15 protein-coding genes and 1 pseudogene are annotated in these 18,686 nt (G+C 66.3%); 6 read left to right on the plus strand and 10 right to left on the minus strand.

The window, feature by feature from the left end:
* Positions 1-8: 8 nt before the first annotated feature.
* The 9 genes from ABNQ40_RS03825 to ABNQ40_RS03865 form a co-directional block, all read right to left on the minus strand.
* Positions 9-1,775, minus strand: a complete 1,767-nt coding sequence (locus tag ABNQ40_RS03825; protein ID WP_109490637.1) for an NAD(P)H-dependent oxidoreductase subunit E — start codon at positions 1,773-1,775, stop codon at positions 9-11.
* 358 nt (positions 1,776-2,133) lie between these two features.
* Positions 2,134-3,225, minus strand: coding sequence for a class II fructose-bisphosphate aldolase (gene fba, locus ABNQ40_RS03830; protein WP_109047339.1), 1,092 nt, complete (start codon positions 3,223-3,225; stop codon positions 2,134-2,136).
* Between the two features lie 16 nt (positions 3,226-3,241).
* Positions 3,242-5,320 carry a transketolase gene (tkt, locus tag ABNQ40_RS03835; protein WP_199235209.1) on the minus strand — a complete coding sequence of 693 codons (2,079 nt, stop codon included), beginning with the start codon at positions 5,318-5,320 and terminating at the stop codon, positions 3,242-3,244.
* A gap of 41 nt (positions 5,321-5,361) precedes the next feature.
* Entirely contained in the window at positions 5,362-6,237 is an 876-nt protein-coding gene (locus ABNQ40_RS03840; RefSeq protein WP_109047338.1) for a phosphoribulokinase, read from the minus strand.
* A 13-nt stretch (positions 6,238-6,250) separates the two neighbouring features.
* Positions 6,251-7,363 (minus strand): class 1 fructose-bisphosphatase, encoded by a 1,113-nt coding sequence (locus ABNQ40_RS03845; protein WP_109047337.1) that lies wholly within the window; start codon positions 7,361-7,363, stop codon positions 6,251-6,253.
* A gap of 46 nt (positions 7,364-7,409) precedes the next feature.
* On the minus strand, positions 7,410-8,330 hold the full coding sequence (gene cbbX / locus ABNQ40_RS03850; RefSeq protein WP_109490635.1) for a CbbX protein: 921 nt from the start codon (positions 8,328-8,330) through the stop codon (positions 7,410-7,412).
* Positions 8,327-9,049 (minus strand): ribulose-phosphate 3-epimerase, encoded by a 723-nt coding sequence (rpe, locus tag ABNQ40_RS03855; protein ID WP_109047336.1) that lies wholly within the window; start codon positions 9,047-9,049, stop codon positions 8,327-8,329. The genes cbbX and rpe overlap by 4 nt, the downstream gene beginning before the upstream one ends.
* Positions 9,039-9,479 carry a ribulose bisphosphate carboxylase small subunit gene (locus ABNQ40_RS03860; protein ID WP_109047335.1) on the minus strand — a complete coding sequence of 147 codons (441 nt, stop codon included), beginning with the start codon at positions 9,477-9,479 and terminating at the stop codon, positions 9,039-9,041. Before ABNQ40_RS03860 ends, rpe begins: the two co-directional genes overlap by 11 nt.
* 13 nt (positions 9,480-9,492) lie before the next feature.
* On the minus strand, positions 9,493-10,989 hold the full coding sequence (locus ABNQ40_RS03865) for a form I ribulose bisphosphate carboxylase large subunit (RefSeq protein ID WP_109047334.1): 1,497 nt from the start codon (positions 10,987-10,989) through the stop codon (positions 9,493-9,495).
* Positions 10,990-11,112: 123 nt separating this feature from the next.
* Between ABNQ40_RS03865 and ABNQ40_RS03870 the strand changes: the two genes are divergently transcribed.
* Positions 11,113-12,060 (plus strand): LysR family transcriptional regulator, encoded by a 948-nt coding sequence (locus ABNQ40_RS03870; RefSeq protein ID WP_109047333.1) that lies wholly within the window; start codon positions 11,113-11,115, stop codon positions 12,058-12,060.
* A gap of 9 nt (positions 12,061-12,069) precedes the next feature.
* Here the strand turns inward: ABNQ40_RS03870 and ABNQ40_RS03875 are convergent, their stop codons facing one another.
* Positions 12,070-12,837: a DeoR/GlpR family DNA-binding transcription regulator gene (locus ABNQ40_RS03875; RefSeq protein ID WP_109047332.1), complete on the minus strand. Its 768-nt coding sequence runs from the start codon at positions 12,835-12,837 to the stop codon at positions 12,070-12,072.
* A 333-nt stretch (positions 12,838-13,170) separates the two neighbouring features.
* On the opposite strand from ABNQ40_RS03875, the gene deoC reads away from it, so the two are divergent.
* The 5 genes and pseudogenes from deoC (at position 13,171) to ABNQ40_RS03900 (ending at position 18,654) form a co-directional block, all read left to right on the plus strand.
* A complete protein-coding gene (deoC, locus tag ABNQ40_RS03880) occupies positions 13,171-13,842 on the plus strand; it encodes a deoxyribose-phosphate aldolase (RefSeq protein ID WP_109047331.1) in 672 nt (223 codons plus the stop codon).
* A 183-nt stretch (positions 13,843-14,025) separates the two neighbouring features.
* A complete protein-coding gene (locus tag ABNQ40_RS03885) occupies positions 14,026-15,072 on the plus strand; it encodes an autoinducer 2 ABC transporter substrate-binding protein (RefSeq protein ID WP_109047330.1) in 1,047 nt (348 codons plus the stop codon).
* A gap of 84 nt (positions 15,073-15,156) precedes the next feature.
* Positions 15,157-16,660: pseudogene (locus tag ABNQ40_RS03890) on the plus strand (sugar ABC transporter ATP-binding protein).
* An 11-nt stretch (positions 16,661-16,671) separates the two neighbouring features.
* Positions 16,672-17,649, plus strand: coding sequence for an ABC transporter permease (locus tag ABNQ40_RS03895; protein WP_012977088.1), 978 nt, complete (start codon positions 16,672-16,674; stop codon positions 17,647-17,649).
* 12 nt (positions 17,650-17,661) lie between these two features.
* A complete protein-coding gene (locus ABNQ40_RS03900) occupies positions 17,662-18,654 on the plus strand; it encodes an ABC transporter permease (RefSeq protein ID WP_109047328.1) in 993 nt (330 codons plus the stop codon).
* The last annotated feature ends 32 nt before the right edge of the window (positions 18,655-18,686 follow it).

Here is an 18,686-nt window from a genome sequence, read left to right on the forward strand (position 1 = left end):
CGGTCTCCTTACCCCTGCGATCCGGTTGCGTCCTGGGCGGCACCCTGGGCCCTGCCCTGGCGCGACACGAAGTCGTCGCGGAAATGCTTCATCACCAGCTTGATCGGATTCATCGCCGCCTGCCCCAGGCCGCAGATCGAGGCATCGCCCATAACTGTGGCGAGGGCCGTCAGCAACTCCTCGTCCCATTCCGGTTCGCCGATCAGGCGCACCGCCTTCTCGGTGCCGACCCGGCAGGGGGTGCATTGGCCGCAGCTTTCATCCTCGAAGAATTTCAGCAGGTTGAGCGCCACGTCGCGCATGTTGTCCTTGTCGGACAGCACGACGACGGCGGCCGAACCGATGAAGGACCCGTGTGCCTCCAGCGTGCCGAAATCGAGCGGAATGTTCGCCATCGACGCCGGCAGGATGCCGCCCGACGGACCGCCGGGCAGATAGCCCTTCAGCGTGTGGCCGTCGGCCATGCCGCCGCAATACTGGTCGATCAGTTCCTGCAGGGTGATGCCGGCCGGGGCCAGCTTGACCCCCGGCTCGTTGACCCGACCGGAGACCGAAAAGGTACGCAGCCCCCTGCGGCCGTTCAGGCCATGGCTGGCGAACCACGCTCCGCCCTTCTCCAGGATCTCGCGGACCCAGAACACCGTCTCGATGTTGTTGATCAGCGTCGGGCGGCCGAACAGGCCGACCACCGATGGGAAGGGCGGCTTGTGCCGGGGCAGCCCGCGCTTGCCCTCGATGCTTTCCAGCATCGCCGACTCCTCGCCGCAGATGTAGGCGCCGGCACCGCGGCGGAGATGGATGCGGGTGTGGCGGGCGAAGCCGGCAACCTCGACCTTCGGGATTTCGCGCAGCAGGATTTCCCGGCATTGCGGGTATTCGTCGCGCAGGTAGATGTAGACGTCGGTCGCCTCGACCGTCCAGGCGCCGATCAGCATCCCTTCCAGGAAGCGATGCGGGTCGCGCTCCAGATGGAAGCGGTCCTTGAAGGTGCCGGGCTCGCCCTCGTCGCCGTTGATCGCCATCATGCGCGGCCCCGGCTCCGCCCGGACATAGCGCCATTTAAGGCCGGTGGGGAAACCGGCGCCGCCCAGGCCGCGGATGCTGGAATCCTCCAGCCCCTTCAGCACGGCATCGACGTCGCGTGCACCGTTCAGGCATTCGGCCAGCATCTTGTAGCCGCCGCCGCGGATGTAGTCGTCGAAGCCCAGATAGTCGGGAATGTCGGGGTGGACATGGCCATGGGCCACGGCGTCGAGCACGCTCTCGACCGTCGCGTTCTCGTGCGGGGCATGGCCGATCGCCACGACGGGGGCATTGTTGCAGCCGCCCATGCAGGGCGCGCGCACGACGCGGACCTCGCACTCGTCGACGCCGGCCTTCAGCGCCTCATGCAGCTGTTCGGCCCCGGCCAGCGCACAGCTCAGGGAGTCGCACACACGGATGGTCAGCTTCGGCGGAGCCGGCTCTCCGTCCATCACGATGTCGAAATGGGCGTAGAAGGACGCCACTTCGAACACCTCGACCATCGCCAGCTTCATCTCCTTCGCCAAGGCGACGAGGTGGCGGGCATGCAGGCAGCCGTAATGGTCCTGAAGCAGGTGGAGATGCTCGATCAGCAGATCCGGCTGACGGGAACGGTCGCCGAGAAGCGCCCGCACCTCGTCAAGGCTGAGGGGATCGACCTGGCGGCCCTTCTGCTGGTCGCGCGTCTTGCGGCGGCCGGAGCCGGGATGGATGCTGCGGGTGGGAACGCCGCCGGGCGGCGTCGCGCTGATGATCGGAGGGAATGCGGTCACGACGGTTCTGGCCTCTGCTGGGTGGTTCGCGCTTCTGGTTGTCGCGATCTCAAGTTCCTGGCGTTTCGTATACCAGATGCCACGTTAACCGATATTTTGCTGAATGTCAGCATTCTAAATCATTCACGGCCTTGGCCGGATGGGAATGTCGGATGGGCTAATGACATACGTCCATTTTGTCCCGGCCGGCAGCCTCAGGCGCGTCCGGAAGATCGATGAGACAGTGAATCGGGGGAGCGCAGCATGGCATCGCTGACCGCATGACGCCCCCAACCGCCGAGCAAGCGGTTGAGGGCGTGACCGGGATGCGGGGCACTGTCGACCAGCGCCGCTTCCGTCAATGCGACGCCATCACCGCCGGCGACCGCCGCTCCATCGCCGCGAATTCCAGTGCCGCGGAGCGGGCGGCCATGCGCTCCAGCGGAAGCGGAACGATCCGCTCCGCGTGCCCTGCCGATCCGAAGGCTTCGAACCGTTCGCGGCAGAGGCTGCGAGCGGCCCTGGTGGCCTCGGCCAGGAACCGGCGCGGGTCGAATTCCTCCGGTCGCGTCATCAACGCGCGACGCAGGCTGCCGCTCATGGCGAGGCGGATGTCGGTGTCGATGTTGACCTTGCGCACACCGTTCCGGATGCCCTCGCGGATTTCCTCCACCGGAACGCCGTAGGTCTCGCGGATGCGACCGCCATGGGTGCGGATGATCTCCAGCCACTCCTGCGGCACGCTGGAGGAGCCGTGCATCACCAGATGGGTGTCGGGGATGCGCTCATGGATGGCGCGGATGCGGTCGACCGCCAGAACCTCGCCATCCGGGCGGCGGCTGAACTTGTAGGCGCCGTGGCTGGTGCCGATGGCGATGGCGAGCGCGTCCACGCCTGTGCGCGCCACGAAATCGGCCGCCTGCTCCGGATCAGTCAGAAGCTGGTCGCGCGACAGCGTGCCGGCGGCGCCGGAACCGTCCTCCTCCCCCGCCTTGCCGGTCTCCAGCGAACCGAGGCAGCCCAGTTCGCCCTCCACCGAAACGCCGACGGCGTGCGCCTGCTCCACCACCTGCCGGGTGACGCGGATGTTGTAGTCGTAACCGGCCGGTGTCTTCATGTCGTCCAGCAGCGAGCCGTCCATCATCACGCTGGTGAAGCCGGAACGGATGGCCTGCTGGCAGACCGCCGGGCTGGCCCCATGGTCCTGATGCAGGCAGACGGGAATATGCGGCCACATCTCCGCCGCCGCCTGGACCATATGGCGCAGGAACGGCTCGCCGGCATATTTGCGCGCTCCGGCCGACGCCTGGAGGATCACCGGGCTCGCGCAATCGTCCGCCGCCTGCATGATCGCCTGGATCTGTTCCATGTTGTTGATGTTGAAGGCCGGCACGCCATAGCCATGCTGGGCCGCATGGTCGAGGAGCTGCCGAAGGGAGATCAGGGCCATCGGGGAGGTCTCCGGTTCAGGACAGGGGGACGCAAAGGCGTTGGGCGCGGTCCGCCACTGCGTCGGCCGTGATGCCGAAATGGCGGTAGAGGTCTGCGGCGGGAGCGGACTCGCCGTAACGGTCGAGGCCCACCACATCGCCGGCGAGCCCGACGGTGGCGCGCCACAGCCCGGTTGCCCCGGCCTCCACCGCCAGCCGGGGAATGCCGTCGGGCAGTACGGCGCGGCGCCATGACGGATCCTGCCGGTCGAACACCTCGCAGCAGGGCATGGAAACGACGCGGGCGGCGATGCCCCGGTTTGCGAGCAGCAGCCGAGCCTCCATGGCGATGGACACCTCCGATCCGGTGGCGATCAGCACCACATCGGGCCGCCCATCGTCGGCCAGCACATAGCCGCCATGGGCCACGTCACGGGCGCGATCAGTGCCGGCACGCCCTGTTCCTTGGGCCGGCAGGCTCTGTCGCGACAACAGCAGCGCGGTCGGCCCGTCCGACCGCTCCACCGCAGCGCGCCAGGCGACGGCGGTCTCCAGGGCATCGCACGGGCGCCAGACGTCCAGGTTCGGGATCAGACGCAGGCTGGCCGCATGCTCGACCGGCTGATGGGTCGGACCGTCTTCGCCCAGGCCGATGCCGTCATGGGTGAAGATATGGACCACGCGCAGTCCCATCAGCGCCGACAGGCGCAGGCCGTTGCGGGCATAGTCGGAAAAGACCAGGAAGGTGCCGCCGAAGGGCAGAAAGCCGCCATGCAGCGCCATGCCGTTCATCACCGCTGCCATCGCGAATTCCCGCACGCCGTAATGAAGGTGGCGCCCGCCGCTCCCCCGCCAGTCGGTGAGGGTGGAGCCGGTCAGGTCCGCCGATCCGCCCAGCAACTCCGGCAGCAGGCCTGCCAGCGCACCGATCGCCTGTTGTGACGCCTTGCGCGTCGCCATCGCCTCCGCCCGCGCGGCGACGGTGCCAATCCAGGCATCGGCCGAACTGGCGAAGCCCTCCGGCAGATCGCCGCGTATCCGCCGCAGGAACTCAGTCGCAGCCTGCGGGTGGGCGTCGGCATAGGCGTCGAACCGGGCCTGCCAGTCGGCCTGTGCCGCCGCACCGCGCCGCCGGGCGTCCCAACCGGCACGCACCTCCTCCGCAATCTCGAAGGGCGGGGCGGTCCATCCGAGCGCGGCCCTGGTCGCGGCAACCTCCGCCGAGCCCAGCGGTGCGCCATGCGCTTCGGCCGAACCGGCCCGGTTGGGGGAGCCGTGGCCGATCACCGTCCTGCAGCAGATCAGCGTCGGCTTGCCGCAGGGGGTCAGCGCCTCGTCGATGGCGGCGTCGAGCGCGTAGGCGTCGTGGCCATCGACCTGCCGGATCACCCGCCAGCCATAGGCCTCGAACCGTTGCGCCGTGTCGTCGGTGAACCAGCCGGCGACGGGACCATCGATGGAAATGCCGTTGTCATCATAGAAGACCACCAGCTTTTCCAAACCCAGCGTGCCGGCCAGAGAGCAGGCCTCGTGGCTGATCCCCTCCATCAGGCAACCGTCGCCGACGAAGCAGAAGGTCCGGTGATCGACGATCCGGTGCCCCGGCCTGTTGAACTCCGCCCCCAGCAGCCGTTCGGCAAGTGCCATGCCGATGGCATTGGCGAGGCCCTGCCCCAGCGGTCCGGTGGTCGTCTCCACCCCCGGCGTCACGCCATATTCCGGATGGCCCGGCGTGCGGGAACCGAGCTGCCGGAAGCGCCGCAGTTCCTCCATCGGCAGGTCGTAGCCGGTCAGATGCAGCAGGGCGTAGAGCAGCATGGAGCCGTGCCCGTTCGACAGCACGAAGCGGTCGCGGTCAGGCCAGCCGGGGTCGGTCGGATTGTGGCGCAGATGGCGCCGCCACAGCGCCTCGGCGATGTCGGCCATCCCCATCGGCATGCCGGGATGGCCGGAATTCGCGGCCTCCACGGCATCGATGGCGAGAATGCGCAATGCGTTCGCCAACAGGCGGCGTCCGGAACCGCGGTCGGGAGTGTTGTCGGACAACTCAGTCGGCGAAACGGCAAGCCGGTCCTGTTCGCGGACCTCAATGGCCGCGGTCATCGATGCGTTCATCGCTGGTATCCTCCCCGATGGGTGTCTTTTCGGCGCCCCGCTCAGAACGCCTTCTTCTTGCGGTCGGCGAGCTGCCAGATCATCGGCGTGAAGATCAGCTGCATCGCCAGCGCCATCTTGTCGCCCGGACAGACGATGGTGTTGGGCCGGGTCATGAAGCTGTCCTTCAGCATCGACAGCAGATAAGGGAAGTCGATGCCCTTCGGCCGGGTGAAGCGGATGACCAGCATGCTCTCGTCGGAGGTCGGAATGTCGCGGGCGATGAAGGGATTGCTGGTGTCCACCGTCGGCACACGCTGGAAATTCACGTCGGTGCTGCTGAATTGCGGGCAGATGTATTTCACGTAATCGGGCATGCGCCGCAGAATGGTGTCGACGATGGCCTCCTCCGAATAGCCGCGCATGTTGCGGTCGCGGTGGATCTTCTGAATCCATTCGAGGTTCACGATGGGAACGACGCCGATCTTCAGGTCGGCATGACGGGCGAGATCGACGCGCTCGGTGCGCACGCAGCCGTGCAGCCCCTCGTAGAACAGCAGGTCGGTGCCGGGTTCGATCTCCTCCCACGGCGTGAAGGTGCCGGGGTCCTGGCCGTAGGGCTCGGCCTCCTTGGCGTCATGCAGATAGCGGCGGAAGCGGCCGCCGCCGGTCTCGCCATAGCTGCGGAACAGATCGTCCAGCTCCTCGAACAGGTTGGCGTCGGGACCGAAATGACTGAAGGTCGAATGGGGCTCCTCCTGCGCTTCGGCGACCTTGGCGCGCATCTCCCGCCGGTCGTAGCGGTGGAAGCTGTCACCCTCGACGATGGCGGCGGCGATGCTCTCCCTGCGGAAGATCTGCTGGAAGGTGCGGGTAACGGTGGTCGTTCCGGCGCCGGAGGAACCGGTGATGACGATGATCGGATGACGGGCCGACATGGTGTGATCTCCCTCAGCCGAGTGCCGCGGTTTCGGAGGCGAGGAACAGCGACCGGCTGCCGAACAGCGGGGCATGGAAGGACAACTCCTCCCCTCGGTCGTAGGCGGCGTGATAGGCGACCAGCCGCTCCACCTCCGCCTTCGATCCCAGAATGACAGGCACGCGCTGGTGCAGGGCCATCGGCTTGATGTCGAGGATGCGCTGCCGCCCGGTGCTGGCCGCCCCGCCCGCCTGCTCCACCAGCATGGCGATGGGGTTGGCCTCGTAGAGAAGGCGCAGCCTGCCCGGCTTGTGGGTCGGTCTGGCGTCGCGCGGATAGAGGAAGACGCCGCCGCGGATCAGGATGCGGTAGACCTCCGCCACCAGGGATGCGATCCAGCGCATGTTGAAATCCGCTTCGCGCGGGCCGGAACTGCCCTTGATGCATTCCTCGACATACATGCGGACCGGCGGCTCCCAGAAACGGGCGTTGGAGCTGTTGATGGCGAACTCGCAGACATGGTCGGGGATGCGCATGTCCGGGTGGGTCAGAGTGTAGGCGCCGATTTCGCGGTCGAGCGTGAAGCCGTGCACGCCCTCGCCGAAGGTGGCGATGATCATGTCGGCCGGACCGTAGAGGGCGAAGCCGGCCGCCACCTGTTGCGTACCGGGCTGCAGGAAATGCTCCACCTCCGGCTCCTCCACGCCATCGGGCGCCTTGAGGATGGAGAAGATGGTACCGACGGTCAGATTGACGTCGACGTTCGACGAGCCGTCCAGCGGATCGAAGGCCAGCAGATAGCGGCCGCGCGGATATTCGCGGGGGATGCGGTAGGGCTCCTCCATCTCCTCCGACGCCATGCCGCAGAGCTTGCCGCCATACTCGCAGGTGCGCAGCATGATCTCGTTGGCGATCAGGTCGAGCGGCTTCTGAGTCTCGCCATGAACGTTGACGCCGGGTTCGGGAGCCGGAACCGCCGGCTGGCCAGCGGACGGAGCCAGCGATCCGCGAGCGGCGGCGCTGGCGATGAACTTGCACGCGGTCTGCACGTCGTTGAGCAGGGCCGTCAGGTCGGTGTCGGCCCCGCCGCGGCGGCGCTGGTCCTCGATGATGAATTTGCTGAAGGTGGTGTGACGGTGCGGCATCGGTTCCCCCTCTCTCGGTGTTATGTGCGGCCGGCTTGCTGCCGGCCTATTGTGTGAAGACTCGGCTTTGGCGGATGTCCTCCTCGGCGATGGTCAGCAGGTCGGCGGCGGCGATGGCGTTGCCGCGCGCTTCGAACAGGCGGTTGGCCTGACGCAGGCGGGCGCGGTCCAGCGCGTTGCGGATGGAGCGGGCGTTGGCGAAGCGCGGCTGGGCCATGCGGCGCAGGATGTAGTCGGCCATCGCCCGTTCAGCCTCCGGCGCCAGGCGGTACTGCATGCCCTCCGTCATCAGCCGGGCGATCTCCAGCAGCTCCTCCGCCTCGTAGTCGGGGAAATCGACATGGTGGGCGATGCGCGACGCCATGCCGGGATTGGAGCGGAAAAAGACCTCCATGCGGTCGCGGTAGCCGGCGAGGATCACCACGAGGTCGTCGCGGTTGTCCTCCATAACCTGAAGCAGGATTTCGATGGCTTCCTGGCCGTAATCGCGTTCGTTCTCAGGCCGGTAGAGGTAATAGGCCTCGTCGATGAACAGCACGCCGCCCATGGCGCGCTTCAGCACCTCCTTCGTCTTGGGTGCCGTGTGGCCGATATACTGGCCGACCAGATCGTCACGGGTGACGCTGACCACATGGTCGCGACGGATGTAGCCCAGCCCATGGAGAAGCCCGGCCATGCGCCGCGCCACACTGGTCTTGCCGGTGCCGGGATTGCCGGTGAAGCACATGTGCAGCGACGGCGGCTCCGCCCGGAGGCCGATGCTGCGGCGGGCGCGTTCCACCAGCAGCAGGGCGGCGATCTCGCGGATGCGGGTCTTCACCGGCTTCAGCCCGACAAGGTCGCGATCCATCCCCGCCAGCATTCCGCCGATGCCGGACTCCCGGTAAAGCGCGTCGAGATCGACGGACAGAGCGTCGGACGGCCGGTCACGGGTCTCCTGGTCGAGAAGGTCGGCGACCCCGCTCATGCCGCCCTCCATTCCGGTTCGGCCATCAGGGCGGCGCACATCCGCCCGACCACGCCGCGATAGCCGCCATCGGCATCCGCCGCGCCGAAGATGGCGGATCCGGCGACGAAGATGTCGGCGCCGGCATCGGCCACTGCGCGGATGTTGTCAGGCTTGATGCCGCCGTCCACCTCCAGCCGTATGTCGCGGCCGGTACGCTCGCGGTGGCGGTCGATCCGGCGGCGGACTTCGGCGATCTTCTCGAACGCGGAGGGGATGAAGGACTGGCCGCCGAAGCCGGGATTGACCGACATGACGAGGATCAGGTCCAGCCGGTCCATCACATGGTCGAGATGGGCCAGAGGCGTGGCCGGGTTCAGCGCCAGTCCGGCGCGGCAACCCTCTTCGCGGATCAGCGCCAGGGTTCGGTCGGGATGGTCCGATGCCTCGGGGTGGATGCTGATGATGTCGGCACCGGCCTTGGCGAACAGCGGCACCAGCGCATCGACCGGACGCACCATCAGATGGATGTCGAGGATGGCACGGGTGTGCGGACGGATGGCGGCGCAGACCAACGGACCGATGGTCAGGTTGGGGACGTAATGATTGTCCATCACGTCGACATGGATGACTTCGCATCCCGCCTCCACCACCCGCTCCACCTCCTCGCCCAGCCGTGCGAAGTCGGCGGAGAGGATCGAAGGAGCAAGCAGATATCCGGACCCAAGCTCACGGTCCATAACGGGTCTCCCCGCCATAGCGCTGCCCGGCGGGTCGGCCGGTGGCATAACTGCGCACCGTGTAGCCGATGCGCCGCCCCGGCCCCTCCGACCGCAACAGCTCGAAACCGGGTTCCTCCGCCGGGCGGTTGATCAGGAACGACATTCGCACCGTCTCGAAGCCGTGCGAACTGTCGAAGGCGAGAACCTTCACATATTGCTCGGGATGCGCGGTGCGGCAGGCGTCGATCTCCATCGTCACGCCCTTGGCGTCGCGCAGGTCGAACATGGGGTTGCCCCACATCGTCCAATAGCTGTTGCGCGGGTGCGGGTCGTCGGTGAACTCCACCGCCACGGCCCAGCCCTGGTCGAGGGCGTATTGCACCTGTTTGGTAATCTCCTCGTCCGTCAAATCCGGCAGGAAGGAGAACTGGCCCTGGGTCAGCCGCATGGGAATCGCTCCTTCACATCGCCGCGGTGGGGGTGGGGACGTAATCAACGCTGTCGGTGGAGGCGTAATCGAAGGTCACGTCCTTCCAGGTGTCGAGCGCCGCACGCAGCGGAGCGCACCAGCGGGCGGCCTCGCGCAGAATTTCCGGCCCCTCGTTCCAGATGTCGCGGCCCTCGTTGCGGGCCTTGACCATCGTTTCCAGAGCGACACGGTTGGCGGTGGCACCGGCCTGAATGCCGTCGGGATGGCCGATGGTGCCGCCGCCGAACTGCAGGATCACGTCCTCGCCCAGATAGGTCAGCAGCTGGTGCATCTGCCCGGCATGGATGCCGCCGGACGCCACCGGCATCATCCGTTTCAGACCAGCCCAGGGCTGGTCGAAGAAAATGCCGTGCTGGAGATTCTGTGGAACATGGGTTTCGCGGCAGGTGTCGTAAATGCCGCGGATGACGTTGGGATCGCCCTCCAGCTTGCCGACGACGGTGCCGGCATGGATGTGGTCGACGCCGGCCATGCGCATCCATTTGGCGATGACGCGGAACGACACGCCGTGGTTCTTCTGCCTTGTGTAGGTGGAATGGCCGGCACGGTGCAGATGCAGGATCATGTCGTTGCGCCGCGCCCATTTCGCCATCGACTGGATCGCGGTATAGCCGATCACCAGATCGATCATGACGATGACGCTGCCCAGTTCTTTGGCAAACTCGGCGCGCTCGTACATGTCCTCCATGGTGGCGGCGGTGACATTCAGGTAGGTACCCTTGATTTCCCCGGTCTCAGCGGTGGCACGGTTCACCCCCTCCATGCAGTAGAGGAAACGGTCGCGCCAGTGCATGAAGGGCTGTGAGTTGATGTTCTCGTCATCCTTGGTGAAATCGAGCCCACCCTTCAGCGCCTCATACACCACGCGGCCATAGTTGCGGCCAGACAGGCCCAGCTTCGGCTTCATGGTGGCGCCCAGCAGCGGGCGGCCGAAATTGTTCAGCCGCTCGCGCTCCACCACGATGCCGGTCGCCGGCCCCTGGAAGGTTTTCAGATAGGCGATGGGGATTCGCATATCCTCGAGCCGCAGCCCCTTCAGAGGCTTGAAGCCGAAGACGTTGCCGATGATCGACGCGGTCAGGTTGGCGATCGACCCTTCCTCGAACAGGTCGAGTTCATAGGCGATGTAGGCGAAATACTGTCCGGGCATGCCGGGCACCGGATCGACACGGAAGGCCTTGGCCCGGTAGCGCTCGCAGTCGGTCAGGCGGTCGGTCCAAACCACGGTCCAGGTGGCGGTGGAACTCTCGCCGGCAACCGCTGCCGCCGCTTCCTCCGGATCGACGCCATCCTGCGGCGTGATGCGGAAGACGGCGAGAATGTCGGTGTCCTTCGGCTCATAGTCCGGCTCCCAGTAGCCCATCTGCCGATATTTCAGCACACCGGGCCGGTAGCGGGCCTTGGGGTCGCTGACGACCGCGTCGCCGGCCTTCTGATCAGGGGGGAGCGTTGTCGATACGTAATTCATCGTCCTCACCTCGTCGGTGACGTTCGGTTCGTTCGACGAAAACGTTAGTCCTACGTACTGTTGAGGAAAATTCAAATATACAGCACAGTATGGATAGGCATCCCTCGTGAATGACGCCAGCCGATGACCATCCAGCACGCCACTCTGCGCCAGCTTCAGATCTTCACCGCCGCCGCCCGCAGCCTGTCCTTCGCCCGCGTGGCGGAACAGTTCGGCCTGACGCCCGGCGCGGTCTCGTTCCAGATCAAGCAGGTGGAGGGCCATTGCGGCTTCCCGCTGTTCGAACGGGTGGGCCGGGGCGTCGTCCTGACGGAAGCGGGGCGCGACCTGCTGGAACACGCGACGCTGATCCTACAGGCGCTTGACAATGCGGACCGGCGGATGCAGGCGCTGAAGGGGGTTACCGGCGGCAACGTCACCATCGGGCTGGTCAGCACCGCCAAATACATCGCCCCGCACATGGTGTCCCGCTTCCAGGCGGAGCGGCCGGGCGTGTCTATCCATCTCCAGGATGGCAACCGGCGCGAAGTGAATGCGATGGTGGCGAAGGGCGAGGTCGATCTTGCCATCATGGGCCGACCTTTGGATGCGGATGAGTTGCTGGCCGAACCGTTCGCCCGCCATCCCAGCATCATCATCTGCGCGCCGGGCCATCCGCTGGCCCAGGCCCCGATACTCCGCCTGTCCGACCTGGCCGACAGCGACTTCATCGCGCGGGAGGAGGGGGCCGGCACGCGGGCGCTCACCGATGCCTATTTCCAGGGCCAGGGCTTCTCCCCGCGCATCGTCATGACATCCAGCAGCAACGAGACGATCAAGCAGGCGGTGATGGCCGGAATCGGTGTCGCCCTGCTGTCCCGCCACACCGTGAATCTGGAGCTGGCACTGGGCATGTTGCGCGAGCTGAGGGTGGAGGGACTGCCGCTGATGCGGTCCTGGTACATCGCCCACCGCCGCAGCCTGCCACTGCTGCCGGTCCATGCACAGTTGCGCAGCTATCTGCTGGAGCGCGGGCAGGCGATCATCGACAGCCTCCATGCCGGCCACCGGGCGCTGGCCCCCGGCACCTGAGTCCTGGCGTCAGGCCAGCACGATGCGCACCCCGGCGGCGGTCAACCGTTCCGACCTTGCAGCGTCCAATCCGTCGTCGCAACACAGGAAATCGAAACTGTCGAGCTTGGCGAAGAAGGCCGGCTTGACCTGATCGAACTTGCTGCTGTCGATGACCAGCGTCCTGGTCACCGCGTTGGCGATGGCCGTCTGCTTGATCTCCACCTCATGGAAGTTCGAGCAGCTGATCCCCAGCGACTCGTGCACGCCGCCGGCCGAGATGAAGGCGGTGTTGATGCCGATGCCGCGCAGCATCTCCAGCGATTCCGGACTGGAGAAGGAGGCGGAGGAGGCGTGGTAAAGGCCGCCCAGCATGACCACGCGTACGCCGGGCTTCTTGCAGACGATCTCCGCAATGTTCATCGCGTAACAGACCACGGTGATCTGGCTGTCGGCCGGGATGCGGCTGGCGAGATGGGTGGTGGTGGTGCCGCAATCGATGAAGACCGTTTCACCCGGCTTCAGCAGGCTTGCCGCCGCCTCGCAGGCGGTGCGCTTCATTTCAATGTGGGCGTCCCGTTCGCGATCCAGGATGTAGCCCATACCCCCTGCGCTCTCCAGCCCGCCGGCGATGTAGCCGCCAAGATAGGCGAAGCGTCCGCCGCAGGACGCGATGTCGCGCCGCACCGTCATTTCCGACACGCCCAGCAGCCGCGCCGCATCCTTCAGCCGAAGATAGCCGCCGGCATCCAGGGCGGACTGCAACCGGTTCAGACGCTCGGCCTTTCTCATCGACATGTCCGCATTCCGCACCGTTTCCGCCCTTGCTGCCCTTGCTGCCCTTGCTGCCCTTGCTGCCCTTGCTGCCCTTGCTGCCCGCGGCCGCACCTTACAATCCAGACGGGTTAATCCCAATGGCGGAAAGCCTTGAGCAGGAGGGCCGTGGTCAAGATCACAATCGCGTGCATTGATCTTGACACAGCGCGCGACAGCGTGAAACTATCCTTTCAGAAAATGTTAGGATGTTAACATCGCAAGACTCTCCCAAAGGGGAATTCTGAAGCGGTGTCGGCATCCCGGCGACAATCGAGGAGAGCTCCAAAGGACAAGGGGCTCCCCGGGAGGACCAAGATGCCGATACCCAGCGTTCCGGCGGAGCCGGCCGGTCTGGCTCCGTTCATCGATCACACCCTGTTGCGCCCCGATGCCCAGCCCGCCGAGGTCGAGCGGCTGTGCGACGAGGCGCGTGCGCACGCCTTCAAGGCGGTCTGCGTCAACCCCGTCTTCATCCCGCTGGTGACAGACCGGCTGGCCGGATCGCCGGTGGCGCCCTGCGCCGTCATCTGTTTCCCCTTCGGCGCCGATCCCACGGCGATCAAGGCGGACGAGGCCGAGTGGGTGGTCCGCCACGGCGCCCGCGAGGTCGACATGGTGATCCCCATCGGCCTGCTGAAAGCCGGACGGACAACCGAGGTCCGCGACGACATCGCCCAGGTCAAGCGGGCCTGCGGCGACGCCCTGCTAAAGGTCATCATCGAGACCAGCCTGCTCACCGACGAGGAGAAGGTGCTGGCCTGCCGCCTGTCGCAGGAGGCCGGGGCCGATTTCGTCAAGACCTCCACCGGCTTCGCCGGGGGCGGCGCCACCGCCGAGGATGTGGCGCTGATGCGCCGCACCGTCGGCGACGGCATGGGCGTCAAGGCGTCGGGCGGCGTGCGGACAACCGAGGATGCCCGCCGCATGATCGCGGCCGGCGCCTCGCGCATCGGTGCCAGCGCCAGCGTGGCGATCATCGGCGGCTGATTCCGCCGGCGGCGCACACGCCATACAGCGTGCCGGTCGGGCGGGAGTTCCGTCCGTCCCACCCGGCACGGCATCATCAAAAACGGAACGCGCAGCGGGTGGCAAACACCCCGGCGTCGGCGGTGGGTCGAGGATTTTTCCCACCGCAGGGCGCTCATCGCCTCTCATGGGAGTCACGCCGACATGAAGAAGTTGCTGTCCTCGCTCATCGTCGCCGCGTCGCTGGTCGCCGGGCCGGCGATGGCCGCCGATCCGGTTCCGACTCCGGATGCCGTCAAGACGCTGAAGTCCGACGCCACCAAGAAGAAATACACCATCGCCACCGTGGTGAAGGTCGACGGCATCGCCTGGTTCGACCGCATGCGCGACGGCGTGAAGCAGTTCGCCAGCGACACCGGCCACGACACCTGGATGGTGGGACCGAGCCAGGCCGACGCGGCGGCGCAGGTCCAGCTGGTCGAGAACCTGATCGCCCAGGGCGTCGACGCCATCGCCATCGTCCCCTTCTCGGTCGAGGCGGTGGAGCCGGTGCTGAAGAAGGCGCGCGACCGCGGCATCGTGGTGATCGCGCATGAGGCGTCGAACATCCAGAACGCCGACTATGTGCTGGAGGCCTTCGACAACTTCGCCTACGGCGCAAAGCTGATGGAAGTGCTGGGCAAGGCGATGGGCGGCGAGGGCAAGTATGTCTGCACCGTCGGCAGCCTAACCTCGAAGTCGCAGAACGAGTGGATCGACGGCGCCGTCGCCTATCAGAAGGAACATTTCCCGAAGATGCAGATGGTGACCAACCGTCTGGAGACCTATGACGACGCCAACACCGACTACAACAAGCTGAAGGAAGTCCTGACGACTTACCCCGACCTGAAGGGGATCGTCGGCGGTCCGATGCCGACCTCGGCCGGAGCCGGCCGGCTGGTGGCGGAACGCGGTCTGAAGAACAAGCTGTTCTTCTCCGGCACGGGTCTGGTCTCGGTGGCCGGCCAGTATCTGACCCAGGGCGACATCCAGTACATCCAGTTCTGGGATCCGGCGGTCGCCGGCTATGCCATGAACATGCTGGCGGTGATGGCGCTGGACGGCAAGAAGGACCAGATCAAGGCCGGCCTGAACCTCGGCCTGCCGGGCTACACCGCCCTGACCACGCCGCAGGGGGCCAAGGCCAACCTGCTGTACGGCCAGGGCTGGGTCGGCGTCACCAAGGAGAACATGGGCTCCTACGACTTCTGACGACCCAAGGGCGGGTGCCGGCGGCCGGGAACGGCGGCCGGCGCCCGCGTCTTTATCCTTTCCTCGAACCGCCGGGCGGAAGACATGTCGGACGGTTTCATCGAACTCCGGAACATCCGGAAGGTGTTTGCCGGCGTCGTGGCGCTGGACGCCATGTCGCTGGTCATCAAGCCCGGCGAGATCCATTGCCTGGCCGGCGAGAACGGGTCGGGCAAATCCACCGTCATCAAGATCATGTCCGGCGTCTACCGGCCGGACGGCGGCGAAATCCTGATCGACGGCAAGCCGATCGCGGCGATGACGCCGATCGAGGCCATCGCCCACGGCGTCCAGGTCATCTACCAGGATTTCTCCCTGTTCGGAAACCTGACCGTCGCCGAGAATCTGGCGATGAACGTCCATCTCGGCGAGAAGCGGCGGCTGATGAACTGGCGGCGCACCCGCGTCATCGCTCGCGAGGCGGTCGACCGGCTGGGCGTGGAGCTGGACCTCGATGCCGAGGTCGCATCGCTGCCGACCGCCGGCAAGCAGCTGGTCGCCATCGCCCGCGCGCTGATGTCGGATGCCCGCCTGATCATCATGGACGAGCCGACCACGGCCTTGACCCGCAAGGAGGTCGAGACGCTGTTCCGCATCGTCCGCGACATCCAGTCGCGCGGCATCGCCATCCTGTTCGTCAGCCACAAGATGCGCGAGATGCTGGAGATCAGCGAACGCATCACCGTGATCCGCAACGGCCGTAAGGTGGCTGAGGGACCGACCGGCGACTTCGACGAGGCGCTGATCACCCGCCACATGACCGGCGGCGACATCCTCAACCAACCCTATGTCTGGACCCCGCCGCCCGGCCCGCCGCCGGTGCCCAGGCTGGAGATCCGCGGCCTGACCGTGCCCGGCAAATGCGAGGATTCTGAGCCTCGCCATCCGGCCGGGCGAGATCGTCGGGCTGTCCGGCCTGCTCGGTTCCGGCCGCACCGATCTGGCGCTGGCCCTGTTCGGCATGGTGCCGCGCTATGAAGGCGAAATCCTGATTGACGGCGCGCCGGTCCGGCTGCGCACGACGCAGGAGGCCATCGCTGCCGGCATCGCCTATGTGCCGGAGGACCGGCTGACCGAAGGGCTGTTCCTGCCGCAGAGCATCAAGCGCAACATGCTCGCCACCTCCTACGAACGGCTGGCGCCCAAGCTGGTGATCGACCGCAGCCAAGCGGAGGAGATGACGCAGGGCATGGTCCGCGCCATGCAGATCGCCACCCCCACCGCCGAGAAGCCGGTGATGCAGCTGTCGGGCGGCAACCAGCAGCGCGTGGTGCTGGCCCGCTGGCTGCTGACCGACGCCCGCGTGCTGATCCTGAACGGCCCGACCGTCGGTGTCGATGTCGGGTCGAAGGCGGAAATCCACGCCAAGATCCGGGAGCTGGCGCAGCATCATGGCCTCGCCGTCCTGATGATCTCCGACGACGTGCTGGAGCTGGTGCAGAACTGCAACCGCATCGTGCTGATGCATCGCGGGCGCTTCATCGAGGATCTGCCCGCCGCCGACGTCACCGAAGAGACGGTCAGCGACCGGCTCAAGACTTTCACCTGAGGGAGGAACCGATGGCCCTGCTCCGCCGGTCGGAAACGGTCATCGCGGGCATCCTGCTGCTCGCCATGGTCCTCATCGGCACGATCAACCCCGCCTTCTGGCAGCTCGACAATTTGTTCAGCCTGATGCGCAGCAACGTCATCATCGGCATCATGGCGATGGGCGTTCTGCTGGTGCTGATCTCCGGCGGCATCGACGTGTCGTTCCCGGCCTTCGCCGTCGCCGCCATGTATCTGACGATCAAGGGCATGCTGGCGCTGGGATACAACGGCGTCGTGCTGCCGCTGCTGGCCGCCACGCTGATGGGGCTGGCGTTCGGCGCGGTGAACGGCTTCTTCGTCTACAAGTTCCGCATGATCCCGCTGATCGTGACGCTGGGTACCAGCGCCATGGTGCGCGGCTTCCTGCTGGGCGTCGTCGGCACCAGCATGATCAACATCAACAAGATGCCGACCGCGCTGATCGACTTCGCCCGCACCGACGTGGTCAGCGTCACCAAGGCCGACGGCACCACCTACGGCCTGACGGCGATGGTGCTGATCTATCTCGGGCTGGCGCTCGCCATGCATCTGGTGCTGCGCTACACCATGATCGGCCGCAGCGCCTACGCGCTGGGCGGCGATCCGGAGGCGGCGCGGCGCGCCGGCTTCGATTTGCGCAAGACAATCTTCTTCATCTACTGCGTCGCCGGCGCCCTGGCCGGTTTCGCCGGGCTGCTGCACAGCGGCATGATCTGGCTGGCCAACCCCCGCGACTTCGTCGGGCTGGAGCTGGACGTCATCGCCGCGGTGGTGCTGGGCGGGGCGTCGATCTTCGGCGGGCGGGGCAGCGTGCTCGGCACCATGCTCGGCGTCTTCATGCTGGTGATGGTCAAGAACAGCCTGATCATCATGCGCGTGGACACCACTTGGCAGCTCGTCGTCGTGGGTTTGATCGTCATCGCCGCGACCGCCCTGTCGGCGTGGCGCGACCGCCGCCGGGCGGCGTGAGGAGGCGGAAACATGAAGACGCAAATGAACATCCGCAGCCTGATCAGCCGCGACAACAACATCGTCCAGCTGCTGGTGATGACGGTGCTGATCTTCGCCGTGATGACGGCGCTCAGCCCGGACAAGTTCCTGCGCTACTACAATTTCGAATCGATCACCTACATCTTCCCCGAGCTGGGGCTGCTCTCCATCGCGATGATGATCGCCATGCTGACCGGAGGCATCGACCTGTCGGTGGTGGGGGTCGCCAATCTGTCGGGCATCCTGGCCGGCGTGCTGTTCCACAAGATGGCCGGCGCCGCCGGCATCGCCGACGCCGGCATCCTGACCGTCCTGCTCGGCGGGGTGATCGCGCTCGGCACCGGGCTGGTGGCGGGGACGGTCAACGGACTGCTGATCACGCGCCTCGGCATCACGCCGATCCTGGCGACGCTGGGGACGGGGCAGGTCTTCACCGGGCTCGCCATCGTGCTGACCGGCGGGCCGGCCATCGTCGGCTTCCCCACCGCCTGGGCCTTCCTCGGCAACGGTAAAATCCTGGGACTGGCGACGCCCTTCGTGTTGTTCGCGGTGATCGCCGTGCTGATCGCCTTCGTGTTGAGCCGCACCGCGCTCGGCATCAACCTGATGCTGATCGGCACCAACCCGAAGGCGGCGCTGTTCGCCGGGCTGAAGCGGGAACGGATGGTGCTGTACAGCTATATGCTGACCGGCGTTCTGGCCTCGGTCGCCGGGATCATTTTGTCGGGGCGGACCAACGCGGCGAAGTCGGATTACGGCACCTCGTACCTGCTGCAGGCGGTGCTGATCGCCGTGCTGGGCGGCACCAACCCGGCGGGAGGGCGCGGTACGGTGCTGGGCATCACCATTGCGGTGGCGGCGCTGATGCTGCTGTCGAGCGGCTTCCAGATACTGCGCTTCTCCAACCACCTGATCGATTTCATCTGGGGAGCGTTCCTTCTGCTGGTCATCGCCATCAACGCCTACAAGAACCGCACCCGCTAGCCGGTTTCCAGACCGGCTTTCGTTAGGGAGGA

It is taken from the genome of Azospirillum sp. A23 (genome assembly GCF_042938965.1).
GTDB classification, from domain to species: domain Bacteria; phylum Pseudomonadota; class Alphaproteobacteria; order Azospirillales; family Azospirillaceae; genus Azospirillum; species Azospirillum melinis.